The organism is Paraburkholderia sp. CNPSo 3274 (assembly GCF_024206475.1).
In the GTDB taxonomy this organism is placed as follows: Bacteria; Pseudomonadota; Gammaproteobacteria; order Burkholderiales; family Burkholderiaceae; genus Paraburkholderia.
Window position 1 is genome coordinate 45,612 of record NZ_JAMBPR010000017.1, and the last position, 17,285, is coordinate 62,896.

A 17,285-nucleotide genomic window follows, 5' to 3' on the forward strand; every position below is an offset into this window, starting at 1 on the left:
ATTGCATAACATAGCCACGTCTCATTGAGTACGCGCACATGCCGCGCGCCAACCGCTCTAGACTTGCATGACAGCAAGCCTTTTTAGTGGAGCGTTACGAACATGGTCGCCGCCACCGCGAAACTGCAGGAGCAGTTCGACGCGGGTCTCACTACCCGTCCCGATTTCACGATCGACCAGCCGCTCGAACGCTACGGCTCGGCCGATCACGCCGTCTGGGACCTGCTGTACCGGCGCCAGCGCGCCCTGCTCGAAGGCCGCGCCTGCGATGCGTTCATGGAGGGTGCGCTGCGCATCGGCCTGAATGTTTCCCATGTTCCATCCTTCGCGCAAGTGAGCGAGCGTTTGATGGCGGCAACCGGATGGCGCATCGTGGCCGTGCCGGGCCTCGTGCCCGAGCGCATTTTCTTCGAGCACCTTGCGAACCGGCGCTTTCCGGTCACCTGGTGGATGCGCCGTCCCGATCAGCTCGACTATCTGCAGGAACCCGACTGTTTCCACGATCTGTTCGGCCATGTGCCGCTGCTCACCGACCCCACTTTCGCCGATGCGATTCACGCCTATGGCGGTGCCGCGCTCGCCGTCGAGGAACGCGCGTTGCCGTTGCTCGCGCGGCTCTACTGGTACACGGTGGAGTTCGGCTTGATACGCGACGCGAGCGCACCCAATCGCGTGAAGATCTACGGCGCCGGCATCGTCTCGAGCAAGGGCGAGACGCTATACAGCGTGGAGAGCGCGGCGCCGAACCGGCTCGCGTTCGACCTCGGCCGCGTGTTGCGCACGCGCTATTGCATCGACACGTTCCAGAAGACCTACTTCGTGATCGACTCGTTCGCACAGCTTTTCGAAGCGCTGGGCGTGGGCATCGCTTCGCGCCTGGCCGATCCGGCGGCGCTCATCGCGGCGCCGCCTCACGCGGCAGGCGACATGCTGCACAGCGACACGATCATCACGCGCGGCACGCGCGAGGGCTGGCTCGACGACGCAGACGTCTGAACGACACGCGGGCTAATCGACGCAACAGTGGACGCAACTGCGCTTTGCGCCGCAGCAAGCGCGCGTTCCATGATTCGAGCGCTCGCACGCGTGCCCCATACGTGAAAAAATGGCTGATCGGCTAACGGCGCACGCCAGGCCTCAAGCTCAATACAGGTGCAACGATGATCAACCGACTCACATCCGAAGAGCGCGCATCGCAACTCGCCGACCTGCGCGGCTGGCAAGCCGTCGCCGGCCGCGATGCGATCCAGCGCCATTTCCGCTTTGCCGACTTCAACGAAGCCTTCGGCTTCATGACGCGCGTCGCCATCAAGGCCCAGGAAATGAACCATCACCCCGAGTGGTTCAACGTGTACAACCGCGTGGAGATCACGCTTTCCACTCACGAAGCCGACGGCCTCACCTCGCGCGACATCGAACTCGCGCGCTTCATCGATTCGATCGCGCCGGGACCGCTCAGCGCATAAGCGGCGCTACCAGGCATGGGTACGCTGTGCGCACGGCGAAGACATACAACGAGCGCACAGCGCACCGTGAAAGCATAATGCAGGGTGCCGGGCCTTCAAACCTTCAGCTTTGAAGGCTATTCTTGATGGATACGTAAGACTCCCAGGCAGCGCGGGCAATCGGGTCTAAACGTTCCGGTGAGATGGCGTTCTGACGCTGTACAATCAGCAGCGCATAAGGCTTGGAGAGCGCACTCGCCTCCTGGCACAACGCGAGTTCATCGCCAATCGAAGGCGAGCGGTTGCGCCAGAAGTTGATCGCGGCTTCGAGTTCGGTGATCGAAATATCGGACATGTGGATCGTGATCGCGCAACCGTCGGGCTGTGCCTTGAGGCTAGCAAGCGACGCTTCGCGAACTGCGTGCCTGAACGCTAAAACCCATTGTACTTGAGCGAATTCCATGCGACTCCTTCTGATCGAAGACGACCGCCCTATCGCACGCGGTATCCAGTCCAGCCTCGAACAAGCCGGCTTCACCGTCGACATGGTCCACGACGGCATCTTCGCCGAACAGGCCCTCACGCAAAATCGCCATGAGCTCGTGATCCTCGATCTCGGGCTGCCGGGCATCGACGGCATGACGCTGCTTTCGCGCTTTCGCCAAAGCAACCGGCACACGCCCGTCATCGTGCTCACCGCGCGCGACGAATTGAACGACCGCGTCCAGGGTCTGAATTCCGGCGCCGACGACTACATGCTCAAGCCGTTCGAACCGGCCGAACTCGAAGCGCGCATTCGCGCCGTGATGCGCCGCAGCGGACCGCACGGCGACGTGCCGCGCCCCGAAGTGTCGCTCGGCGGCGTGCGTCTGTCGGGCGTCGATCGCCGCATCTTCAACGACGACAAGCCGCTCGAACTCTCGCCGCGCGAGTTCGCCGTGCTCGAAATGCTGCTGCTGCGTCACGGCCGCGTAGTGAGCAAGGCGCAACTGCAGGACCACCTCACGCACTTCGGCGGCGACCTCGGCGACACCGCGATCGAAGTCTATGTGCACCGCGTGCGCAAGAAGCTCGAGAACTGCCGTGTCGAGATCGTCACGGTGCGCGGCTTCGGCTATCTGCTGCAGGAAATCCGCCAGGCGGCCTGATTCGCCTCGTTTCCTGAGCCAGCCAGCGGCGGCGGGTCACTCCGCCGCCGTTTGCGCTTGATGGCGCCTGCTCCGTGATGCCGGCTTCCGGTGCCTCACCGGCACTTCAGCCGCCACGCCCGCGGCCCGCGTACAATGGATCGGTCCCGTGCAGCGCCCGCCGCCGCACCCACGATTCGTCATTCGCCCCGAAGCCATCATGTCCTCACCTGCCGCAACGAGTCTGCGGCGCACGCTGCTACGGCGCCTCGCCGCCCCGCTTTCGCTGCTCGCGCTGATGAGCGGCCTGATCGCCTATTGGCTCGCCTGGCAGTACACGCAGCACGTGGTCGACCGCTCGCTCGCCGACCTCGCCACGGCCATTTCCCGCCAGATCCAGATCGCCGGCGACGATGCCGCCAGTACCGTCCCGCCGCTCGCGCAGGCGATGTTTTCCGACCCCGTCGAGCACCTCATCTATCGCATCAGCAACGGCGAAACCGAAATCGCGGGCGACCACGACCTGCCGCTGCAGGGCACCAACGTGCGCCGCATGCACTACGCGTACGTGTTCGAAACGATTTATAAGGGCGTCACGGTGCGTGTCGCCCAGGTGCGCGTGCCGCAGGCACATGGCAATCCGATCGTCGTGGAAGTCGGTCAGCCGGTGCATCATCGCTTTCGCATCGCGGCCGAATTTCTCGTCGCGATCATGATGCCGTTGCTGCTCCTGCTGCTCGCCGGCTGGGTCATCGTGTGGCGCGTGGTCAACCAGCAGCTCAACCCGCTCACCGCGCTCGCCGACTCGCTCAACCGCCAGACGCACACGTCCCTCGAACCCGTGGACGAGACCTACGTGCCGGTCGAGATCCGTCCGCTCACGGGCGCGCTGAACGCACTGCTCGGCCGCCTGAAGACCGCGCTCGACGCGCAGCGCAAGTTCATCGCCGACGCCGCCCACCAGCTGCGTACGCCGCTCACCGCGGTGAAGCTACACGCCGAGCAGGCCGTGAACGCGCGCGAGCCGCAAAAGGTCAACGACGCGGTGCGCGAGCTACGTGCGGCCGCCGATCGCGCGGTGCGTCTGTCCAATCAGCTGCTCTCGCTCGCGCGCGCGGAGCCGGGTGAACAGGCCGCGCGCTTCGTCGATATCGACATGGCCGCGCTCGCCTTCGAGACAGGCGCCGAGTGGGTACCGCGCGCGCTGGCGAGCCACGTCGACCTCGGTTTCCAGCGCCTCGACGATCCCGAAAACGACACGCCGTTGATGGTGCGCGGCAACCCCGTGCTGCTGCACGAGGTCATCGCGAATCTGCTCGACAACGCACTCAAATATCTGCCGCCCGCGCGTCTCGAAGGCGCGCGCATCACCGTAACCGTTTCGCAGTCCTCCGCGGAAGGCCTGCCGACGGCCGAGATCATCGTGGAAGACAACGGCAGCGGCGTGCCCGCTTCGCAGCAAGCGGATCTCTTCAAGCGCTTTTTCCGCGGCGACGGTCAGAGCGAGAGCGGTGTGGATAGCGGCGCGGGCCTTGGTCTCGCGATCGTCCACGACATCATGACGCTGCATCGGGGCAGCGTGCATTACGAAGATGCGCCGGAAGGCGGCGCGCGTTTCATCGTGCGGCTGCCGCTCGCGCATCGCAGCGCGCCTGGCGGCAAGGACGCCAGCGAGCGGAAAGACAGCAAGGAGGCCACCTCCCTGGAGACCGCGCATCTGCGCGCGCTCGAGTCGGACGAGACGTCTCGCGAGAAGAAACCGACCCACCAGGCGAGCATCGATCTCTGATGCTGCAAGTGCCACGAAAACGACAAGGGCCGCTCATGCGGCCCTTGTGCTTGATGCGGTGCGACGCGCGTTGCGGCGCTTACTTCTTCTTTTTGCTCTTGCCCTTCACCGCTTTCGCGCCCTTCGCAGACTTGTCGTCGTCGGGCGGCGCGAGCATCGTGCCGCGGCACTTGCGGGCGCCGCAACGGCATTCGTATTCGCGTTTGAGCTTCTTCGTCTGCTTCGCGTCGATCACAAGGCCGTAATCGTAGAAGAGTTCCTCGCCTTCGGCGATATCGCGCAGCGCGTGAATATAGACGTGTCCTTCGATTTCCTCGGCTTCGCAGTTCGGCGCGCACGAATGATTGATCCAGCGCGCGCTGTTGCCCTTCACCTTGCCGTCGATCACGTCGCCGTCGTCGAGCGCGAAATAGAACGTGTGATTCGGTTCGTCAGGATTATGTGGATGACGCCGCAGCGCTTCCTTCCAGGAGATGCGCTCGCCCTTGTATTCGATCAGTCGTTCGCCGGTCGCAATGGAGACCGCCGCAAACACGCCCTTGCCGTGCACGCCCGACTGGCGCACGACGATCCTGCGTTCACTCATTGAATGAATCCTTGTGAAGTACTGGGGGAGACTGTCCCGGTCATGACAGGCGGCGTGAGCGAGTTGCCTTCGCATCCTCTCGCGCGCCGCCTGCGGCTCTCTCACGAAGCCGTGCCCAACGGTCTGCCTGGCCTTGCATCAAACCTCGCGTGCTGCCTCGTCGCGGTCCGTACGCAAACGCGGCGCCGATTGGGCGCCGCGCTCATGCGACGCCCGGCGCGCCACAGACGGCATCGTACACGCTCGCGCCTCTTTCGTTCAACCCATATGCGCCGTGAGAAACCACGACGCCCAGCGTGTTTCAGCGCTGGCCGAGCGTCGTCTCGCCGAACAGCTTCTTCAACTCGCGCGGTTGCGAGCGCCAGTATTGCGGCGGCGCGCTCACGCTAGCGCCGAGTTGCGCCGCGGCGTGCCACGGCCAGCGCGGATCGTAGAGCATCGCGCGCGCCATCGCGATCATGTCGGCTTCGCCGTCTTCGACGATCTGGTTGGCCTGCAAGGCGTCGGTGATGAGGCCCACCGCAATTGTCGTCATGCCGGTTTCGGCCTTCACCTTGCGCGCGAACGGCACTTGATAGCCGGGCTCGAGCGGAATCTTTTGCAGAGGCGACACGCCGCCCGACGACACGTCGATCCAGTCCGCGCCGCGCGCCTTGAGCGCCTGCGCGAAGACGACGGTGTCCTCAGGCGTCCAGCCGCCATCGACCCAATCCGATGCCGAAACGCGCACGCCAATCGGGCGATCGGCGGGAAATTCGGCGCGCACGGCGTCGAAGACTTCGAGCGGAAAGCGCATGCGGTTTTCGCGCGAGCCGCCGTACTCGTCGCTGCGCCGGTTCGCGATCGGCGAGAGAAATTGGTGCAGCAAATAGCCGTGGGCCGCGTGGATTTCGAGGGCATCGATGCCAAGACGCGCAGCGCGGCGCGCCGTGGCCACGAACGCATCGCGCACGCGATTCAGACCCGCGACGTCGAGTGCGAGCGGCGGCGCCTCGCCCTCCTTGTGCGCGAGCGCCGAAGGCGCGTGCGGCAGCCAGCCACCGTCGGCGACCGAAATCAGCTGGCCACCTTCCCAAGGTACATGACTCGACGCCTTGCGCCCCGCGTGCGAGATCTGCATGGCAACGCGGATAGGCGAATGGCGGCGGATGGCGGCAATCACGGGCTCGAGTGCGGCTTCGGTCACGTCGTCCCACAGGCCGAGATCGCCAGGCGTGATACGGCCGTCGGGCTCGACGGACGTCGCTTCGATGCAGAGCATCGCGGCGCCCGAAAGCGCCAGGTGGCCGAGATGGATCATGTGCCAGTCGTTGGCTTCGCCGCGCTCGGCGGAGTACTGGCACATCGGCGAAACGACGATGCGATTGGGGAGCGTCACGCCACGCAGTTCGAGCGGAGTGAAGAGCTTGCTCATGGGAGGTCCACGGACGGTTGGCAGAAGCGTCCGAGAATAGCACGCACTTTTTTCACGCGTTCGACAAGGAACACAACGCGTACGCGGCGTGCGCCCGCGCGAGGTGGATCAAGTTGGGTTCAGGCTGGGTTCAGGCGCGCTTCAGGGTTGGCGCGCGGCCATCTGTGCATCGACGGCATCGAGCCATTCGCCGAACATGCGGCTCGCCTGCGCTTCGAGCCGCGGCCCGTGGCGCGCCGTGTCGTCGCGCAGCGCGTTCACGTCCACGCCCGCGCTGGCGATTTCAGCGGCATGACCGATCAGCCAGGGCTCGAAGCGGTCGGCGCGCACTTCGGGATGGCACTGCAGGCCGAGCACGTGGTCGCCCCATGAAAATGCCTGGTTCTCGGATAGCGGCGTGGAAGCGAGACGCGTCGCGCCCTGCGGCAGATCGAAGGTATCGCCATGCCAGTGCAGCATGGAGGTCGCCGCGCCGTCGAGGTGCTGCAGCGGCGAGGCGCGGCCCGCGTCGGTGAGCGTGAGCGGCGTCCAACCGATCTCGGGCAGGGGTCCCGCATACACGCGAGCACCGAGCACCCGCGCAATGAGTTGCGCGCCGAGGCAGATGCCGACCGTAGGCAGACCCGCCGCGACGCGCTTTTCGATCATCGCGGTAAGGGGAACGAGTGTGGGGTAGCGCGCATCGTCGCACGCGTTGATCGGGCCGCCGAGCACGACCATGAGCGACGCCGACAAGGGATTGAGCGCGCCAACACGCGCGAAGCCGACGTCGACGTAACGCACGGGGCGTCCACGGTCGCCGAGCACGCGCTCGAAGCTGCCGAGGTCCTCGAAATAGACATGGCGCACAGCCAATACTTCGCGATTCATCGGCACATTCCCGGGTCGGCTGTGGGCGGCATGCACGTCACCGCTTTTTCACGGCGCGTGCGAACGTTCGCGCCAACGGTCGTGACAAGAAACTTGTGGCAAATACTTGCGAGAACTACACAAATTGCCACGCATGCGTCTGATGCACACAACGTCGGCACGCCATCGACAAAGCGATACTTTGCATTACCGTGCATTACATGCATGACGCGCGCCGCCCGCAGTGGGGCGGCGGCGCAGCTTCAGCCTTAAACCGCGAAGATCTTCCAGTTTTTCTTCTGGGTCGTCACGTCGGCCTGTTCGTAGACCGAGCAATCGAGACGCAGATCCGTGTCAGCCATGTTGATGTTCAGAAGCTGGCAGTGATGCGGCGTCTTCTTCGGGTTCTTGCTCGGCTCGAAATGCGAGCAGGTCAGGCACATGCGGTGTTGCGGGCTGGTTTCCTGCGATTCGAGCAGATAAACCGTCTTGAGCAGCGTGCGATAAAGCGTGGACTGCTCGTCCGCCTTCAGCGTGCCGACCGCCTTCGACAGGAAGTCGGGCCACTGCGAGGCCTTTTTCGCCGCCGTGCGGCCGCGCGAGGTGAGACGCACCGCGAGTGCGCGGCCGTCGTCGAGCGCACGGCGCTTTTCGACCAGCCCCTTGGTTTCGAGCGTGCTCACCGCATCGCTGGTGGTCGCGGCCGTGAGGGCCGTTTCACGCGCGATCTCGCCGAGGCGCATCGGCCCCTTACGCTGCATCAGCAGCACGAGAATTTCGCCCTGGGTAGGCGTGAGTCCTGCCCCTTCGGCCCAGTCCCACGCCTGGCTCCGCATTGCCGTGCTAAGTCGCAGCAGGCTATGGGTCACCCGCCCGGCTGCCTGCTCTCCGTATACGCCTTCGCTCATAGTCTTTCGCTGGTTATTGGCAGCTTGCGCTGCATCGTCAGCCGCCGCTCTGACCGACGGCCTGTGGGAACGCTGGCGCCCGGTTCCCCGAGCGCCGCACCATCTCAAAAAATTCCTGCTCCGCGTACGCCATCGTATGCGTTGCACTGTCATGCTGCTTGCCGCAGGCCCCGGAAACATCCTTCAAGTCCCGACGCCGGTGCAACAAACCGACATTCTATGCGAGAGCGGCAAATCGCACAGCTAACTTATCCAACGTGAATTGTGGATAACCCGTTGATAAGCACGCTATTGCCATGTGTACAAATTCTTGACCGCTCGCAATCGTCGCCCCGTGACTCATGCAGGTTATCGCGGATTTCTGTCTCAAACGCAACTGGAATCTGCCCGATTGTGGCTAACCAATCATTACGTAGTCCATTGAGTTTGCAGGGAAATCGAAGGTTACTCACAACGGTGGGGGGCCATTTGTTCATGAATATGGACCATGTCGAGATCCAGGTCAAAAAAATAAGAACCCCCAGGTACCTCGAAGCCAGCAAAAAAATTTTCGTCCGCCTCAAAAAAGTGGCGCACGGAACCAACGCGACCCGTTTTTGGCCCGTTTTTTACCCGCTTCTTACCCGTTTTCCGGTCCCTGAAAGCACGAAGGGCAGCCCGAAAGCTGCCCTTGCATCCTGTTTTGCCGGCGCGGGCCGGATCTGGCACACCGCGAAAATCGGTCAGTGGTCCTGTGTGTCCGCCGGCTCGCCCTTGCGATTCCCGTCAGGCACGCCAGCGCAGGCACTGCTGCCGCACGGCTTCGTGCAGCGATTTTTCCTCGGCTACCACGCTGCGCAGCCACGTGGCGTCGTTGTTCTGCGCGCGGGCGATCGTGCCGATTTCGGTGAGCGCGCGCGTCGAGCCGAGCACCTCGCCGTGCGGCGCGATCCGGTCCAGCGTTTCGAGAATGTCTTCGGAAATCGTGCGGCGCTCGCCTGTTTGCGGATTCACGCAGGTGCCGGCCAGGCCGAAGCGGCACGCCTGGAAACGGTTGAACGTGTACACGAGGTAGTCGTCCTCGAGCGGCGCAATCGGTCGATCGGTAAGCAGATGGCGTGCGAGCGTCTGGATGTAGCAGGCGATCGCGGCGGCGCGCTCCACCGAAAGCGGCGTGTCCATCACGCGCACCTCGATCGTGCCGAAGCCCGGTTTCGGGCGGATGTCCCAGTAGAAGTCTTTCATGCTGTTGACAACGCCCGTGTGCACCATCTTCGAGAAGTACTCCTTGAACTCCTCCCAGCCCAGCACGAACGGCGCGCGGCCCGACAGCGGAAATGCGAACACGGAATTCAGTCGTGCCGAATGAAATCCGGTGTCCACGCCCTGCACATAGGGCGACGACGCCGAGAGCGCGATGAAATGCGGGATGAAGCGCGAAAGAGAGTGCAGCAGGAACAGCGCGCTGTCCGCATCCGGGCAGCCGATATGCACGTGCTGGCCGAACACGGTGAATTGCTTCGCAAGGTAGCCGTACAGCTCGGAAAGATACTGAAAGCGCGGCGTATCGACGATGCGACGGTCGCTCCATTCCTGGAACGCATGCGTACCGCCGCCGCACAGACCGACGTTGAGACGATCGGCCGCGGCGACGAGCACGTCACGAATCTTGCGCAGGTCGGCCACGGCCTGCTCGTGATTCGTGCAAATGCCGGTGGAGAGTTCGATCATGCTTTCGGTGATTTCGGGCGTGATATTGCCCGGAATCTCCTGATCTTTGACGAGGCGCATGAGGTCGCTGCCCGCCTTGGTCAGATCGTAATCGTGCGTGTTGACGATCTGCATTTCGAGTTCGATGCCGAACGTGAACGGCTTCGAATCGACAAACGTTTCAAGTGACATGGCGTTTCCTGTCAGGGCGTCGCGCGCAAGCCACTGGCCGCGCGCGCCGCGAGATTCATTTTTCGCCGCGTTCGCCGACGAGCGCAAGCGCGCGATAGACCAGCCAGGGTCCGAAGAGCTGCAGCACGACGATCGAGCAAAGAATGATCGCGCGCAGGCGCGGATCGAACGTCGGATAAAGCTCGTAGGTGTCTTCGACGAGCAGCAGCGCGAGCGCCGACATTGGCGTCAAGGCGATTCCGAGGGCCACACCCTGCTTCCAGTGCAGCCCACTCGGTTTGGCAAATATCAGCACGCCGACGAGCTTGCCCACGAGACGTGCGACGATCAGCCCCGCTGCTGCCGCGCCGCCCACGAGAACGTCGTGCCACTCGAAGTTGGTGAGCGTGAGCACGAACAGAATTACCGTAAGCAGCCATCCGGCCGTGCCGAAGTGCTGCGGCCACAACTGCGGGCGCGGCTCCAGATTCTTCACGATGATGCCCGCGGCAAGCAGGCTCAGGATCGTCGAAAGCTTGAGCAGATGCGCAATGGCGATCGCCAGCAGCACGAGGCCGAAGAGCGCGACGAACGAGTGCTCGTCCTGCGGGCTCAGCCGACGGTAAAACAGCGTGCACGCGCGGGCGAGCACGAACGCGAGAATCAGCGAGCCGATCAGCAGATAAAGCGGCTGCAGGATCGTCGCGAACACGTTGCCGTACATTTCCTGATGCAGCCAGGTCGAGGCGAGCTTTTCCACGATCACCGCATACATGCTGTTGAGCGCCGTGAGCGTAAGCAGGCGCTGCGTGACCTGGCCTTCTGCGCGCAGTTCGGTCTTGAGCTGGATCACCATGGCAGGCGACGTCGCCATGGCGATCGCGGACACGACGAGCGCGATCATCGTCGGCACGGAAAGGAACAGCAGCACCGCGAGCACGAGCACGAAAGTGAGCGAAGACTCGGCAAGACTCGAAAGGATGAGCCAGGGATTGCGGCGGATCCAGCGCAGGTCGAGGCGGCTGCCCAGTTCGAACAGCAGCAGGCCGAGCGCGACGTCGAGCAGCGGCCGCGCGGACGTGCCGACATCGGCGTCGATCACGCCGAACCCGGCCGACCCGGCAATGAGCCCGATCACGCCATAGCCCGAAATCCGCGGCAAGCGCCACGCCCGATAACAAAGCTCGCCGCACAAACCGGCGGCGAGCAGCGCGAGCCCGGCCCAGAAAATACCGTCGAGCGGCAACGGCCAGGCGGGAAAAAACGAAAACGCCGATTTCATCGTGGTGGCTTCTCCTTGGCAACGACATCTTGCGTGGGATCGAATCCGGCTGTCCGACGGTAGATCGACATACGACTGGCTAACAGGCAAGCCGCATGCCGCACGAGGCGAACGACACCTCTACCCCCCGTCTTTTGCCTGCCTGCGCGTCAGCCGATGCAGCCGGCTAGCCCGGCGATGTGACGATAGGGCGAACTGGCGCGAATAGGCGCTTCCTGCGGCGAGTGCGGGCAAACAGTGCGGCAAAACGCTGCGGCAAAGCAGTGCGCCGGCACATGACGGTGCGGCGAACAGCCGGTACGGGCGCCTTGCGTGTGGTGTGGCTGCGCCCGCGTTGGATGAACGAACGCTGCCGTCTACCCTGAGCACTCAGATTCAGGATGAGGGGCAACCGTTCCTTGGATGCGTCGACCGTCTGATGCGGCATTTGACGCGGAAAGAACGGCGATTGTGCCATAGCTTTTTTGCAATTGTCCCCACCTCCTCGAAAGCATCGACAAAGACGGTAATAGCGTCCTCAGTGTGCGCTTTTGGTGACGTATGCGGAAAAAATGACCGCGTCGACAAGCCGCTTTCGTCTGGGGTTTTCGAACTCCGGTTGGGTCGTACTTGCCCGGTAGCGATGGCGTTAGCCTAGGGTTTACGGTTTACCGTATGTATACGTAGTAGAAGTTAACAAGGGCCTGGGTTTGCTGTGGATAACCGCGGTTTACGGAAAGGAATCCATGAGTTGGCGCTCGCACAACCGCGCGCAAAGCATGTGCGGTCCACGCGCACTTCGAAGAGTAACTTTTGGGCCTGGAACGGGCTGTACCGAGTTACCCAGTTTACGTCCACATCGGTTCCACAATCGATTCGCTGGCAATTCGCGCGGTTATCCACAGATTTGCGTGAATAACCCGGTTGGCCTGTTTCCGTGCGCCGCGCTCAAAGACTGCGTTGGCGCAAGTCGCGCTGCAGGAAGCGCGCCGGATCGAGCTGGTCCGCAAGTTCCCGCTCCAGCGGCCACGGCTCGCCTTCGAGCTGCGACGCGATCAGTTCCGCCCCCAGCCCCGCCCACACGAGTCCGCGCGAGCCAAACGCATACGCGCCGTAGAGGCCGCTTGCGCGCGGCAGGTCGAGCGGCCATGCGCCGGCCAGACGCTGGGCGCCGCGGCGGGCGGCGTCTTCGTCGGCGAGCGGGCCGAGCATCGGCATGCGGTCACTGGTGACGCAGCGGAACGCCACGCGGCCCGCGAAATCGCTCTCTCGCTCGCTCTGAGCATCGGCAAGCTCAGGCAGCATCTGCGCGACGCGTTCGATATTCTCGGTATGGCCGGCGGCGCGCAGCGCGTCGTCGGCGTCGTCGACTTCGTAGGTGGCGCCTGCGAGTGTGACGCCGCCGTCGAGCGGCACCGCATAACCTTCGCCGATCACGGGCACGCGCAAGTTCGCGAGCGGGCTGGGATCGACGAGGGTGAGCTGGCCGCGCACGATGCGGGTGGGCGCATGCGCGAGCGCGGCGGCGCGCGAGGCGTCCTGGGCGTTGGCGAAGATCACCGCGGCCGCCTGGGCGACGAGCCGTCCGGCGTCGTCGAACACCTGCCATTCGTCGGAAGCGTCCTCGCCGGCGCGCGCAATGCGACCGATACGCACACCGAAACGTGTCTCGACCTGCGCGCCGGGCAACGCGGCGGCGTAGGCGCATTGGGCGCGGCAGAGCGTGGCCGGGTCGATCGCGCCGCCCTGCGGATAGAACCACCCACCCTGATTGAGCGCGACGCCGGCCAGCGCCTGCGCTTGCTCGCGCGTGACGGCGCTCACGAATTCTTCGGGATACCCGAACGATTCCAGCGCAGCGGCGACGGCACGCGATTCGTCGTCGGTGGCGAGATGGAGCAAGCCGGCGTGCGAGCGCCTGGGCGCATGGCCGGCGGCTTCGAGCGCGGCCCAGCGTTGCAGCGCGTAGAGAAACCCCGCGCGCGTGATGCGCGACGCGCTGCTGTCGTCGCGGGAAATCAGCGGATGAAACACGCCGGCCGGATTGCCCGATGCCTCGAGCGCCGGCGCGGCGTTGCGTTCGATGAGCGTCACGCGCCAGCCGCGCACGGCCAGCCGCTCGACGAGCGCACAGCCGGCGAGTCCCGCTCCCACGACGACGGCGTGCCGCTCGCGTAGCGCAAGCGGCAGCGGCGGCTCGTAGCGGCGCACGCGCCAGCGCGGCGCGAAGCGTCCGACCAGCATCTCCCATTTGCCGTTGAAGCCTTCCACCTTGCGGTATTCGAAGCCGCTTTGCTGCAGCGCGCGCTTGACGTCCCCCGAACTGCTCCAGGTCGCGAAGGTGGCGTCCTCGCCGGCAATGCGAGCGAGCGCCTTGAAAATGGCCGGGGACCAGAGGTCCGGATTCTTCGCAGGGGCGAAGCCGTCGAGGTAGATCGCATCGGCGCGCATCCACATTTTGGGAAATACCTCGAGCGCGTCGCCGAAAACGAGCGTGAGGGTGACGCGTCCGCCTTCGAATTCCAGGCGGTGTGTGCCCGGCACGAGCATCGGCCAGGCGTTCACGAGTTCGCGCGCGAGCGGCGCTTCGCGTGCGTGCGCAACGACTGCGTCGAGTGCGGTCTGCAGGTCGTTGCGCGCGAACGGATGTTTTTCCACCGAAACGAAATGCAGGCGTTCGCAGCGCGCCGGGTCGTCGCGCCATGCCGACCACGTGGCGAGAAAGTTCACGCCCATGCCGAAGCCGGTTTCGGCCACGGTGAAGATCCGCCGGTTTTGCCAGCGCTGTGGTAACGCGTTGCCGTTCAGAAAGACGGCTTGGGCCTGTGCGAATGCGCCTGCAGCGCTGTGATAAACGTCGCCGTAGATGGGCGAAAACGGCGTGCCGTCTTCCCGAAAAGCGAGCGTGGCGGGTGTCAGGGTGGCGGTCATGAGGAGCGCGAAGCCAGAGGTGAGGAAAAAACAGGTAAGGCTCGAGGCTGGAAAAAGCGTGTGGCGAAGGCTGATCGCGTCGCCGCAAACGCTTGCCGGGCCGGCGTTTGGCCGCATGCTGCGTTGGCGCGGCGCAACGCGTGCGGCGGGAAAAACGTCGCAGGCGGGGGGATTTGCGAGGGGGGACACCCCTAAAACGTCTGCAAGCTCCAAAAAACCCGCATTTCCCGCGCGAAATCTTCGAAACCCTTGTCGTTATTGGGTTTGCGCTGCGCTATCATAGCAAGCGCCGCCCAGGGAAGCGGCAGCACGGACGTTGCGGCATAAGACACACGCTAGCCGCCGCAACGCGAAAACGCCGGGGTGCTCCGGGTCCGTCGCTGCTCGACGGCGCGGCACGCGTCCGTATAATCGGCGCGTTCGCGCTGTTCGTGTCAACCTAAACACAGAAAGGAACTTCTCAATGAATAAACAGGAACTGATCGACGCCGTCGCAGCACAGACGGGCGCTAGCAAGGCACAAACCGGTGAGACGCTGGACACGCTCCTCGAAGTGGTCAAGAAGGCTGTGTCGAAGGGTGACGCGGTTCAGCTGATCGGCTTCGGCAGCTTCGGTTCGGGCAAGCGCGCAGCCCGTACGGGCCGCAACCCGAAGACCGGCGAAACCATCAAGATTCCCGCTGCCAAGACCGTCAAGTTCACGGCTGGCAAGGCGTTCAAGGACGCCGTCAACAAGCGCTAAGGCATTGCCGCTTTAAGTTGACACCCGCCCCTGGCGGGTTTTTTTTCGCCTGCGCGGTTCATGCAGCGCGGGCGCAAAAGCAAACGGCGCCGCATTTTTGCGGCGCCGTTGTTCGTTGAGCGCGTCGTTCGGGTTAGTCGGGACGGTGGACGATTTCGTCGTGATCGCCGTGATCATGATCATGATCATGATCGTCGTCGTCGAGCTCCCAGGACGGGAACGGGTCGGCGTAGCCCAGCCAGGCTTCGGGGCCTGCCGCGTATTCCGCATCGGTGAGCAGGCACGCATCGAGTTTCGCGCGCCATGCGTCGCGCTCGAGATCCACGCCGATCATCACCAGCTCCTGGCGGCGGTCGCCGACGCTGGGGTCGTCGAGATCGCCTTGCCAGTCGGCGGCGATTTCCTTTTCGAGTTCGGCGTCCTGCGGCCATTCCTCGCGCGGCAGCGCGGCCCACCATGTGCCCGCGGGACCGTGACGACACACGCCGCCCGCCTGCGAGAGCGTGCCCGTCACGTCGTTGCGCGTGGCGAGCCAGAAGAAGCCCTTCGAGCGCAGCACGCCCTTCCACTCCTGGTTGAGCAGCGCCCAGAAGCGCTCGGGATGAAACGGGCGGCGCGCGCGATAAACGAAGTTGCTGATGCCGAACTCGTCGGCTTCGCTGCGCGGCTTATGCGTATGCGCCGGATCGTGGCAATGCGCCGGGTCATCGCAATCGTCATGGTCATGCAGCGACGCGAGCCAGCCCGGCGCGCTCGACGCCGCATCGAAATCGAAGCGGCCGGTACGGATCACTTCCTCGAGCGGCACGTTGCCGAAGCGGCTCACCACCTGCACCGCGCGCGGATTGATGCGCGCGAGAATGTGCTGTAGGCGCGCGAGTTCGTCGTCGCTCACGAGGTCGGCCTTGTTCAGCACGAGCACGTCGCAGAACTCCACCTGATCGACGAGCAGTTCCACGATCGCGCGGTCGTCGTCTTCGCTCGTCGCAACACCTCGCTGCGCGAGTTGGTCGGCGCTCGCGTAGTCGCGCAGGAAGTTGAATGCGTCGACGACGGTGACCATCGTGTCGAGACGCGCGAACGCGTCGAGCGCGACGCCGTCGTCGCCAGCGAACGTGAAGGTTTCCGCGATCGGCATGGGCTCGGCCACGCCGGTCGATTCGATCACGATCGCGTCGAAGCGGTGGCCGGCGCGCGCCGGGTCGGCGAGGCGCTGGATCTCGGTGAGCAGGTCGTCGCGCAGCGTGCAGCAAATGCAGCCGTTCGACATTTCGACCACGCGCTCTTCCACGCGCGAGAGCGCCGACGCGTCGCGCACGAGCGCGGCGTCGATGTTCACCGAGGCGAGGTCGTTGACGATCACCGCCACGCGCAGGCCTGCGCGGTTCGAAAGGATATGGTTGAGCAGCGTGGTCTTGCCCGCGCCCAGAAAACCCGAGAGCACGGTGACGGGCAGTGGCGGCTGGTTCATCGCAGTTGTGGTGCAGAAAGTGAGTCGGGAGGCCCGCCGCGCGAAAGGATCGAAAACCTCGTAAGGGTGCGGCGCCAGTCAGCATTTTGCACCATGCACGCGCGCCGCGCAGGGCACGCGTGCCGCCGCTTTCAGGGCGCGAGCACGCCGTGGGCACTCAGCGCGGTTGAGCGCGCTACTGCATGAGATGCCACTTGCGCAGAATGTCGGCGATTTGCTGCGCGTACTGGTCGCGCATCGTTGGCGTTTCGGAATGGTAAGCACCGACGGCAGCCCACGTGTTGCCGTACTTGTTCATCTTCTGGCGCAGATGCCACGCGGCGATATAGACGTTCTTGCACGGCTCCATGAGCGTGCTTTGCGAAATGCCGTACTGCGAAAGCACGGGCAGATGCACGGAATTGATCTGCATGACGCCGTAGTCGGTCGAACCGTTCGCATTCCTGTGTACTGCGTCGGGCCGGTTGTGCGACTCCTGCCAGGCAATGGCGCGCAGGATCAGTGGATTGACCTTCTGGTAGCGCGCGGCCTCGTCGAAACAGTCCGCGTGCGCGAGCGTGCTGACGCTCGCGGTGACGAGCACCACGGCGGCGGCAAGCGTAGCGGACCAGATGTTTTGCATGACGACTCGCGCGGAAGCTGACAAAAGGGCAAGCAAAAGGGCAAGCAAAAAGACAAGCAAAGAGGCGAACGGCACAGCCTGAAGAATGACGCAATCTCTCGCTGGCCGGCCTGATTTCTGGCGAGCAATGCGGGAATTCCCACATAAAGACGGGGGAAACGTGCGTTGGCCATCCTTCGGGCCGCTCGTATGATACCGGTCACCGATGACGCGTCAAGCTGGCCGCTCGGACAAGGCGCGACGCTTCGAGCCGATCGAAGTCCGCGCGGCCCAGCTCGCG

General features: G+C 64.2%; 14 protein-coding genes and 1 pseudogene. 5 read left to right on the forward strand and 10 right to left on the reverse strand.

The features are described 5' to 3' along the window. Nucleotides 1-102: 102 nt before the first annotated feature. Both phhA and M3I54_RS13900 read left to right on the forward strand, forming a co-directional pair. Entirely contained in the window at nucleotides 103-996 is an 894-nt protein-coding gene (phhA, locus tag M3I54_RS13895; protein WP_254336734.1) for a phenylalanine 4-monooxygenase, read from the forward strand. Nucleotides 997-1,151: 155 nt separating this feature from the next. Then, nucleotides 1,152-1,466: pseudogene (locus M3I54_RS13900) on the forward strand (4a-hydroxytetrahydrobiopterin dehydratase); the annotation flags it as partial. Nucleotides 1,467-1,569: 103 nt separating this feature from the next. On the opposite strand, the gene M3I54_RS13905 reads toward M3I54_RS13900, so the two are convergent. Continuing rightward, entirely contained in the window at nucleotides 1,570-1,800 is a 231-nt protein-coding gene (locus tag M3I54_RS13905; RefSeq protein WP_028203283.1) for a DUF3717 domain-containing protein, read from the reverse strand. A 106-nt stretch (nucleotides 1,801-1,906) separates the two neighbouring features. On the opposite strand from M3I54_RS13905, the gene M3I54_RS13910 reads away from it, so the two are divergent. Beyond that, nucleotides 1,907-2,593, forward strand: coding sequence for a response regulator transcription factor (locus M3I54_RS13910; protein ID WP_027815974.1), 687 nt, complete (start codon nucleotides 1,907-1,909; stop codon nucleotides 2,591-2,593). A 199-nt stretch (nucleotides 2,594-2,792) separates the two neighbouring features. After that, nucleotides 2,793-4,361 (forward strand): sensor histidine kinase, encoded by a 1,569-nt coding sequence (locus tag M3I54_RS13915; protein WP_254336736.1) that lies wholly within the window; start codon nucleotides 2,793-2,795, stop codon nucleotides 4,359-4,361. Between the two features lie 79 nt (nucleotides 4,362-4,440). Here M3I54_RS13915 and M3I54_RS13920 read toward each other — a convergent pair whose 3' ends face one another. The 7 genes from M3I54_RS13920 to mnmC all read right to left on the reverse strand — a co-directional run bounded on the left by M3I54_RS13920 (nucleotide 4,441) and on the right by mnmC (nucleotide 14,170). Further along, nucleotides 4,441-4,947, reverse strand: coding sequence for an SET domain-containing protein (locus tag M3I54_RS13920; protein ID WP_254336738.1), 507 nt, complete (start codon nucleotides 4,945-4,947; stop codon nucleotides 4,441-4,443). Nucleotides 4,948-5,248: 301 nt separating this feature from the next. Further along, nucleotides 5,249-6,361 carry an NADH:flavin oxidoreductase/NADH oxidase gene (locus M3I54_RS13925; RefSeq protein ID WP_254336740.1) on the reverse strand — a complete coding sequence of 371 codons (1,113 nt, stop codon included), beginning with the start codon at nucleotides 6,359-6,361 and terminating at the stop codon, nucleotides 5,249-5,251. A 141-nt stretch (nucleotides 6,362-6,502) separates the two neighbouring features. Then, entirely contained in the window at nucleotides 6,503-7,231 is a 729-nt protein-coding gene (locus M3I54_RS13930) for a glutamine amidotransferase (protein WP_254336742.1), read from the reverse strand. A gap of 248 nt (nucleotides 7,232-7,479) precedes the next feature. Next, nucleotides 7,480-8,118, reverse strand: a complete 639-nt coding sequence (locus M3I54_RS13935; RefSeq protein ID WP_028203278.1) for a MarR family winged helix-turn-helix transcriptional regulator — start codon at nucleotides 8,116-8,118, stop codon at nucleotides 7,480-7,482. Between the two features lie 765 nt (nucleotides 8,119-8,883). After that, nucleotides 8,884-9,999 (reverse strand): YbdK family carboxylate-amine ligase, encoded by a 1,116-nt coding sequence (locus M3I54_RS13940; protein WP_254336744.1) that lies wholly within the window; start codon nucleotides 9,997-9,999, stop codon nucleotides 8,884-8,886. Between the two features lie 55 nt (nucleotides 10,000-10,054). Next, nucleotides 10,055-11,260 carry a cation:proton antiporter gene (locus M3I54_RS13945; protein WP_254336746.1) on the reverse strand — a complete coding sequence of 402 codons (1,206 nt, stop codon included), beginning with the start codon at nucleotides 11,258-11,260 and terminating at the stop codon, nucleotides 10,055-10,057. A gap of 927 nt (nucleotides 11,261-12,187) precedes the next feature. Further along, entirely contained in the window at nucleotides 12,188-14,170 is a 1,983-nt protein-coding gene (gene mnmC, locus M3I54_RS13950) for a bifunctional tRNA (5-methylaminomethyl-2-thiouridine)(34)-methyltransferase MnmD/FAD-dependent 5-carboxymethylaminomethyl-2-thiouridine(34) oxidoreductase MnmC (protein ID WP_254336748.1), read from the reverse strand. A 463-nt stretch (nucleotides 14,171-14,633) separates the two neighbouring features. Here mnmC and M3I54_RS13955 point away from each other — a divergent pair, with 463 nt between their 5' ends. After that, nucleotides 14,634-14,912 (forward strand): HU family DNA-binding protein, encoded by a 279-nt coding sequence (locus tag M3I54_RS13955; protein WP_027815965.1) that lies wholly within the window; start codon nucleotides 14,634-14,636, stop codon nucleotides 14,910-14,912. A 133-nt stretch (nucleotides 14,913-15,045) separates the two neighbouring features. Here the strand turns inward: M3I54_RS13955 and M3I54_RS13960 are convergent, their stop codons facing one another. Together M3I54_RS13960 and M3I54_RS13965 are read right to left on the reverse strand one after the other, a co-directional pair. Beyond that, on the reverse strand, nucleotides 15,046-16,383 hold the full coding sequence (locus tag M3I54_RS13960; protein WP_254336749.1) for a GTP-binding protein: 1,338 nt from the start codon (nucleotides 16,381-16,383) through the stop codon (nucleotides 15,046-15,048). A 175-nt stretch (nucleotides 16,384-16,558) separates the two neighbouring features. Next, nucleotides 16,559-17,005, reverse strand: coding sequence for a lytic transglycosylase domain-containing protein (locus M3I54_RS13965; RefSeq protein WP_254336751.1), 447 nt, complete (start codon nucleotides 17,003-17,005; stop codon nucleotides 16,559-16,561). Between the last annotated feature and the right edge of the window lie 280 nt (nucleotides 17,006-17,285).

Bases quoted from the DNA above. Each gene is read 5' to 3' on its own strand.
- phhA (WP_254336734.1), top strand. From the start codon at position 103: ATGGTCGCCGCCACCGCGAAACTGCAGGAGCAGTTCGACGCGGGTCTC.
- M3I54_RS13905 (WP_028203283.1), bottom strand. From the start codon at position 1,800: ATGTCCGATATTTCGATCACCGAACTCGAAGCCGCGATCAACTTCTGG.
- M3I54_RS13910 (WP_027815974.1), top strand. From the start codon at position 1,907: ATGCGACTCCTTCTGATCGAAGACGACCGCCCTATCGCACGCGGTATC.
- M3I54_RS13915 (WP_254336736.1), top strand. From the start codon at position 2,793: ATGTCCTCACCTGCCGCAACGAGTCTGCGGCGCACGCTGCTACGGCGC.
- M3I54_RS13920 (WP_254336738.1), bottom strand. From the start codon at position 4,947: ATGAGTGAACGCAGGATCGTCGTGCGCCAGTCGGGCGTGCACGGCAAG.
- M3I54_RS13925 (WP_254336740.1), bottom strand. From the start codon at position 6,361: ATGAGCAAGCTCTTCACTCCGCTCGAACTGCGTGGCGTGACGCTCCCC.
- M3I54_RS13930 (WP_254336742.1), bottom strand. From the start codon at position 7,231: ATGAATCGCGAAGTATTGGCTGTGCGCCATGTCTATTTCGAGGACCTC.
- M3I54_RS13935 (WP_028203278.1), bottom strand. From the start codon at position 8,118: ATGAGCGAAGGCGTATACGGAGAGCAGGCAGCCGGGCGGGTGACCCAT.
- M3I54_RS13940 (WP_254336744.1), bottom strand. From the start codon at position 9,999: ATGTCACTTGAAACGTTTGTCGATTCGAAGCCGTTCACGTTCGGCATC.
- M3I54_RS13945 (WP_254336746.1), bottom strand. From the start codon at position 11,260: ATGAAATCGGCGTTTTCGTTTTTTCCCGCCTGGCCGTTGCCGCTCGAC.
- mnmC (WP_254336748.1), bottom strand. From the start codon at position 14,170: ATGACCGCCACCCTGACACCCGCCACGCTCGCTTTTCGGGAAGACGGC.
- M3I54_RS13955 (WP_027815965.1), top strand. From the start codon at position 14,634: ATGAATAAACAGGAACTGATCGACGCCGTCGCAGCACAGACGGGCGCT.
- M3I54_RS13960 (WP_254336749.1), bottom strand. From the start codon at position 16,383: ATGAACCAGCCGCCACTGCCCGTCACCGTGCTCTCGGGTTTTCTGGGC.
- M3I54_RS13965 (WP_254336751.1), bottom strand. From the start codon at position 17,005: ATGCAAAACATCTGGTCCGCTACGCTTGCCGCCGCCGTGGTGCTCGTC.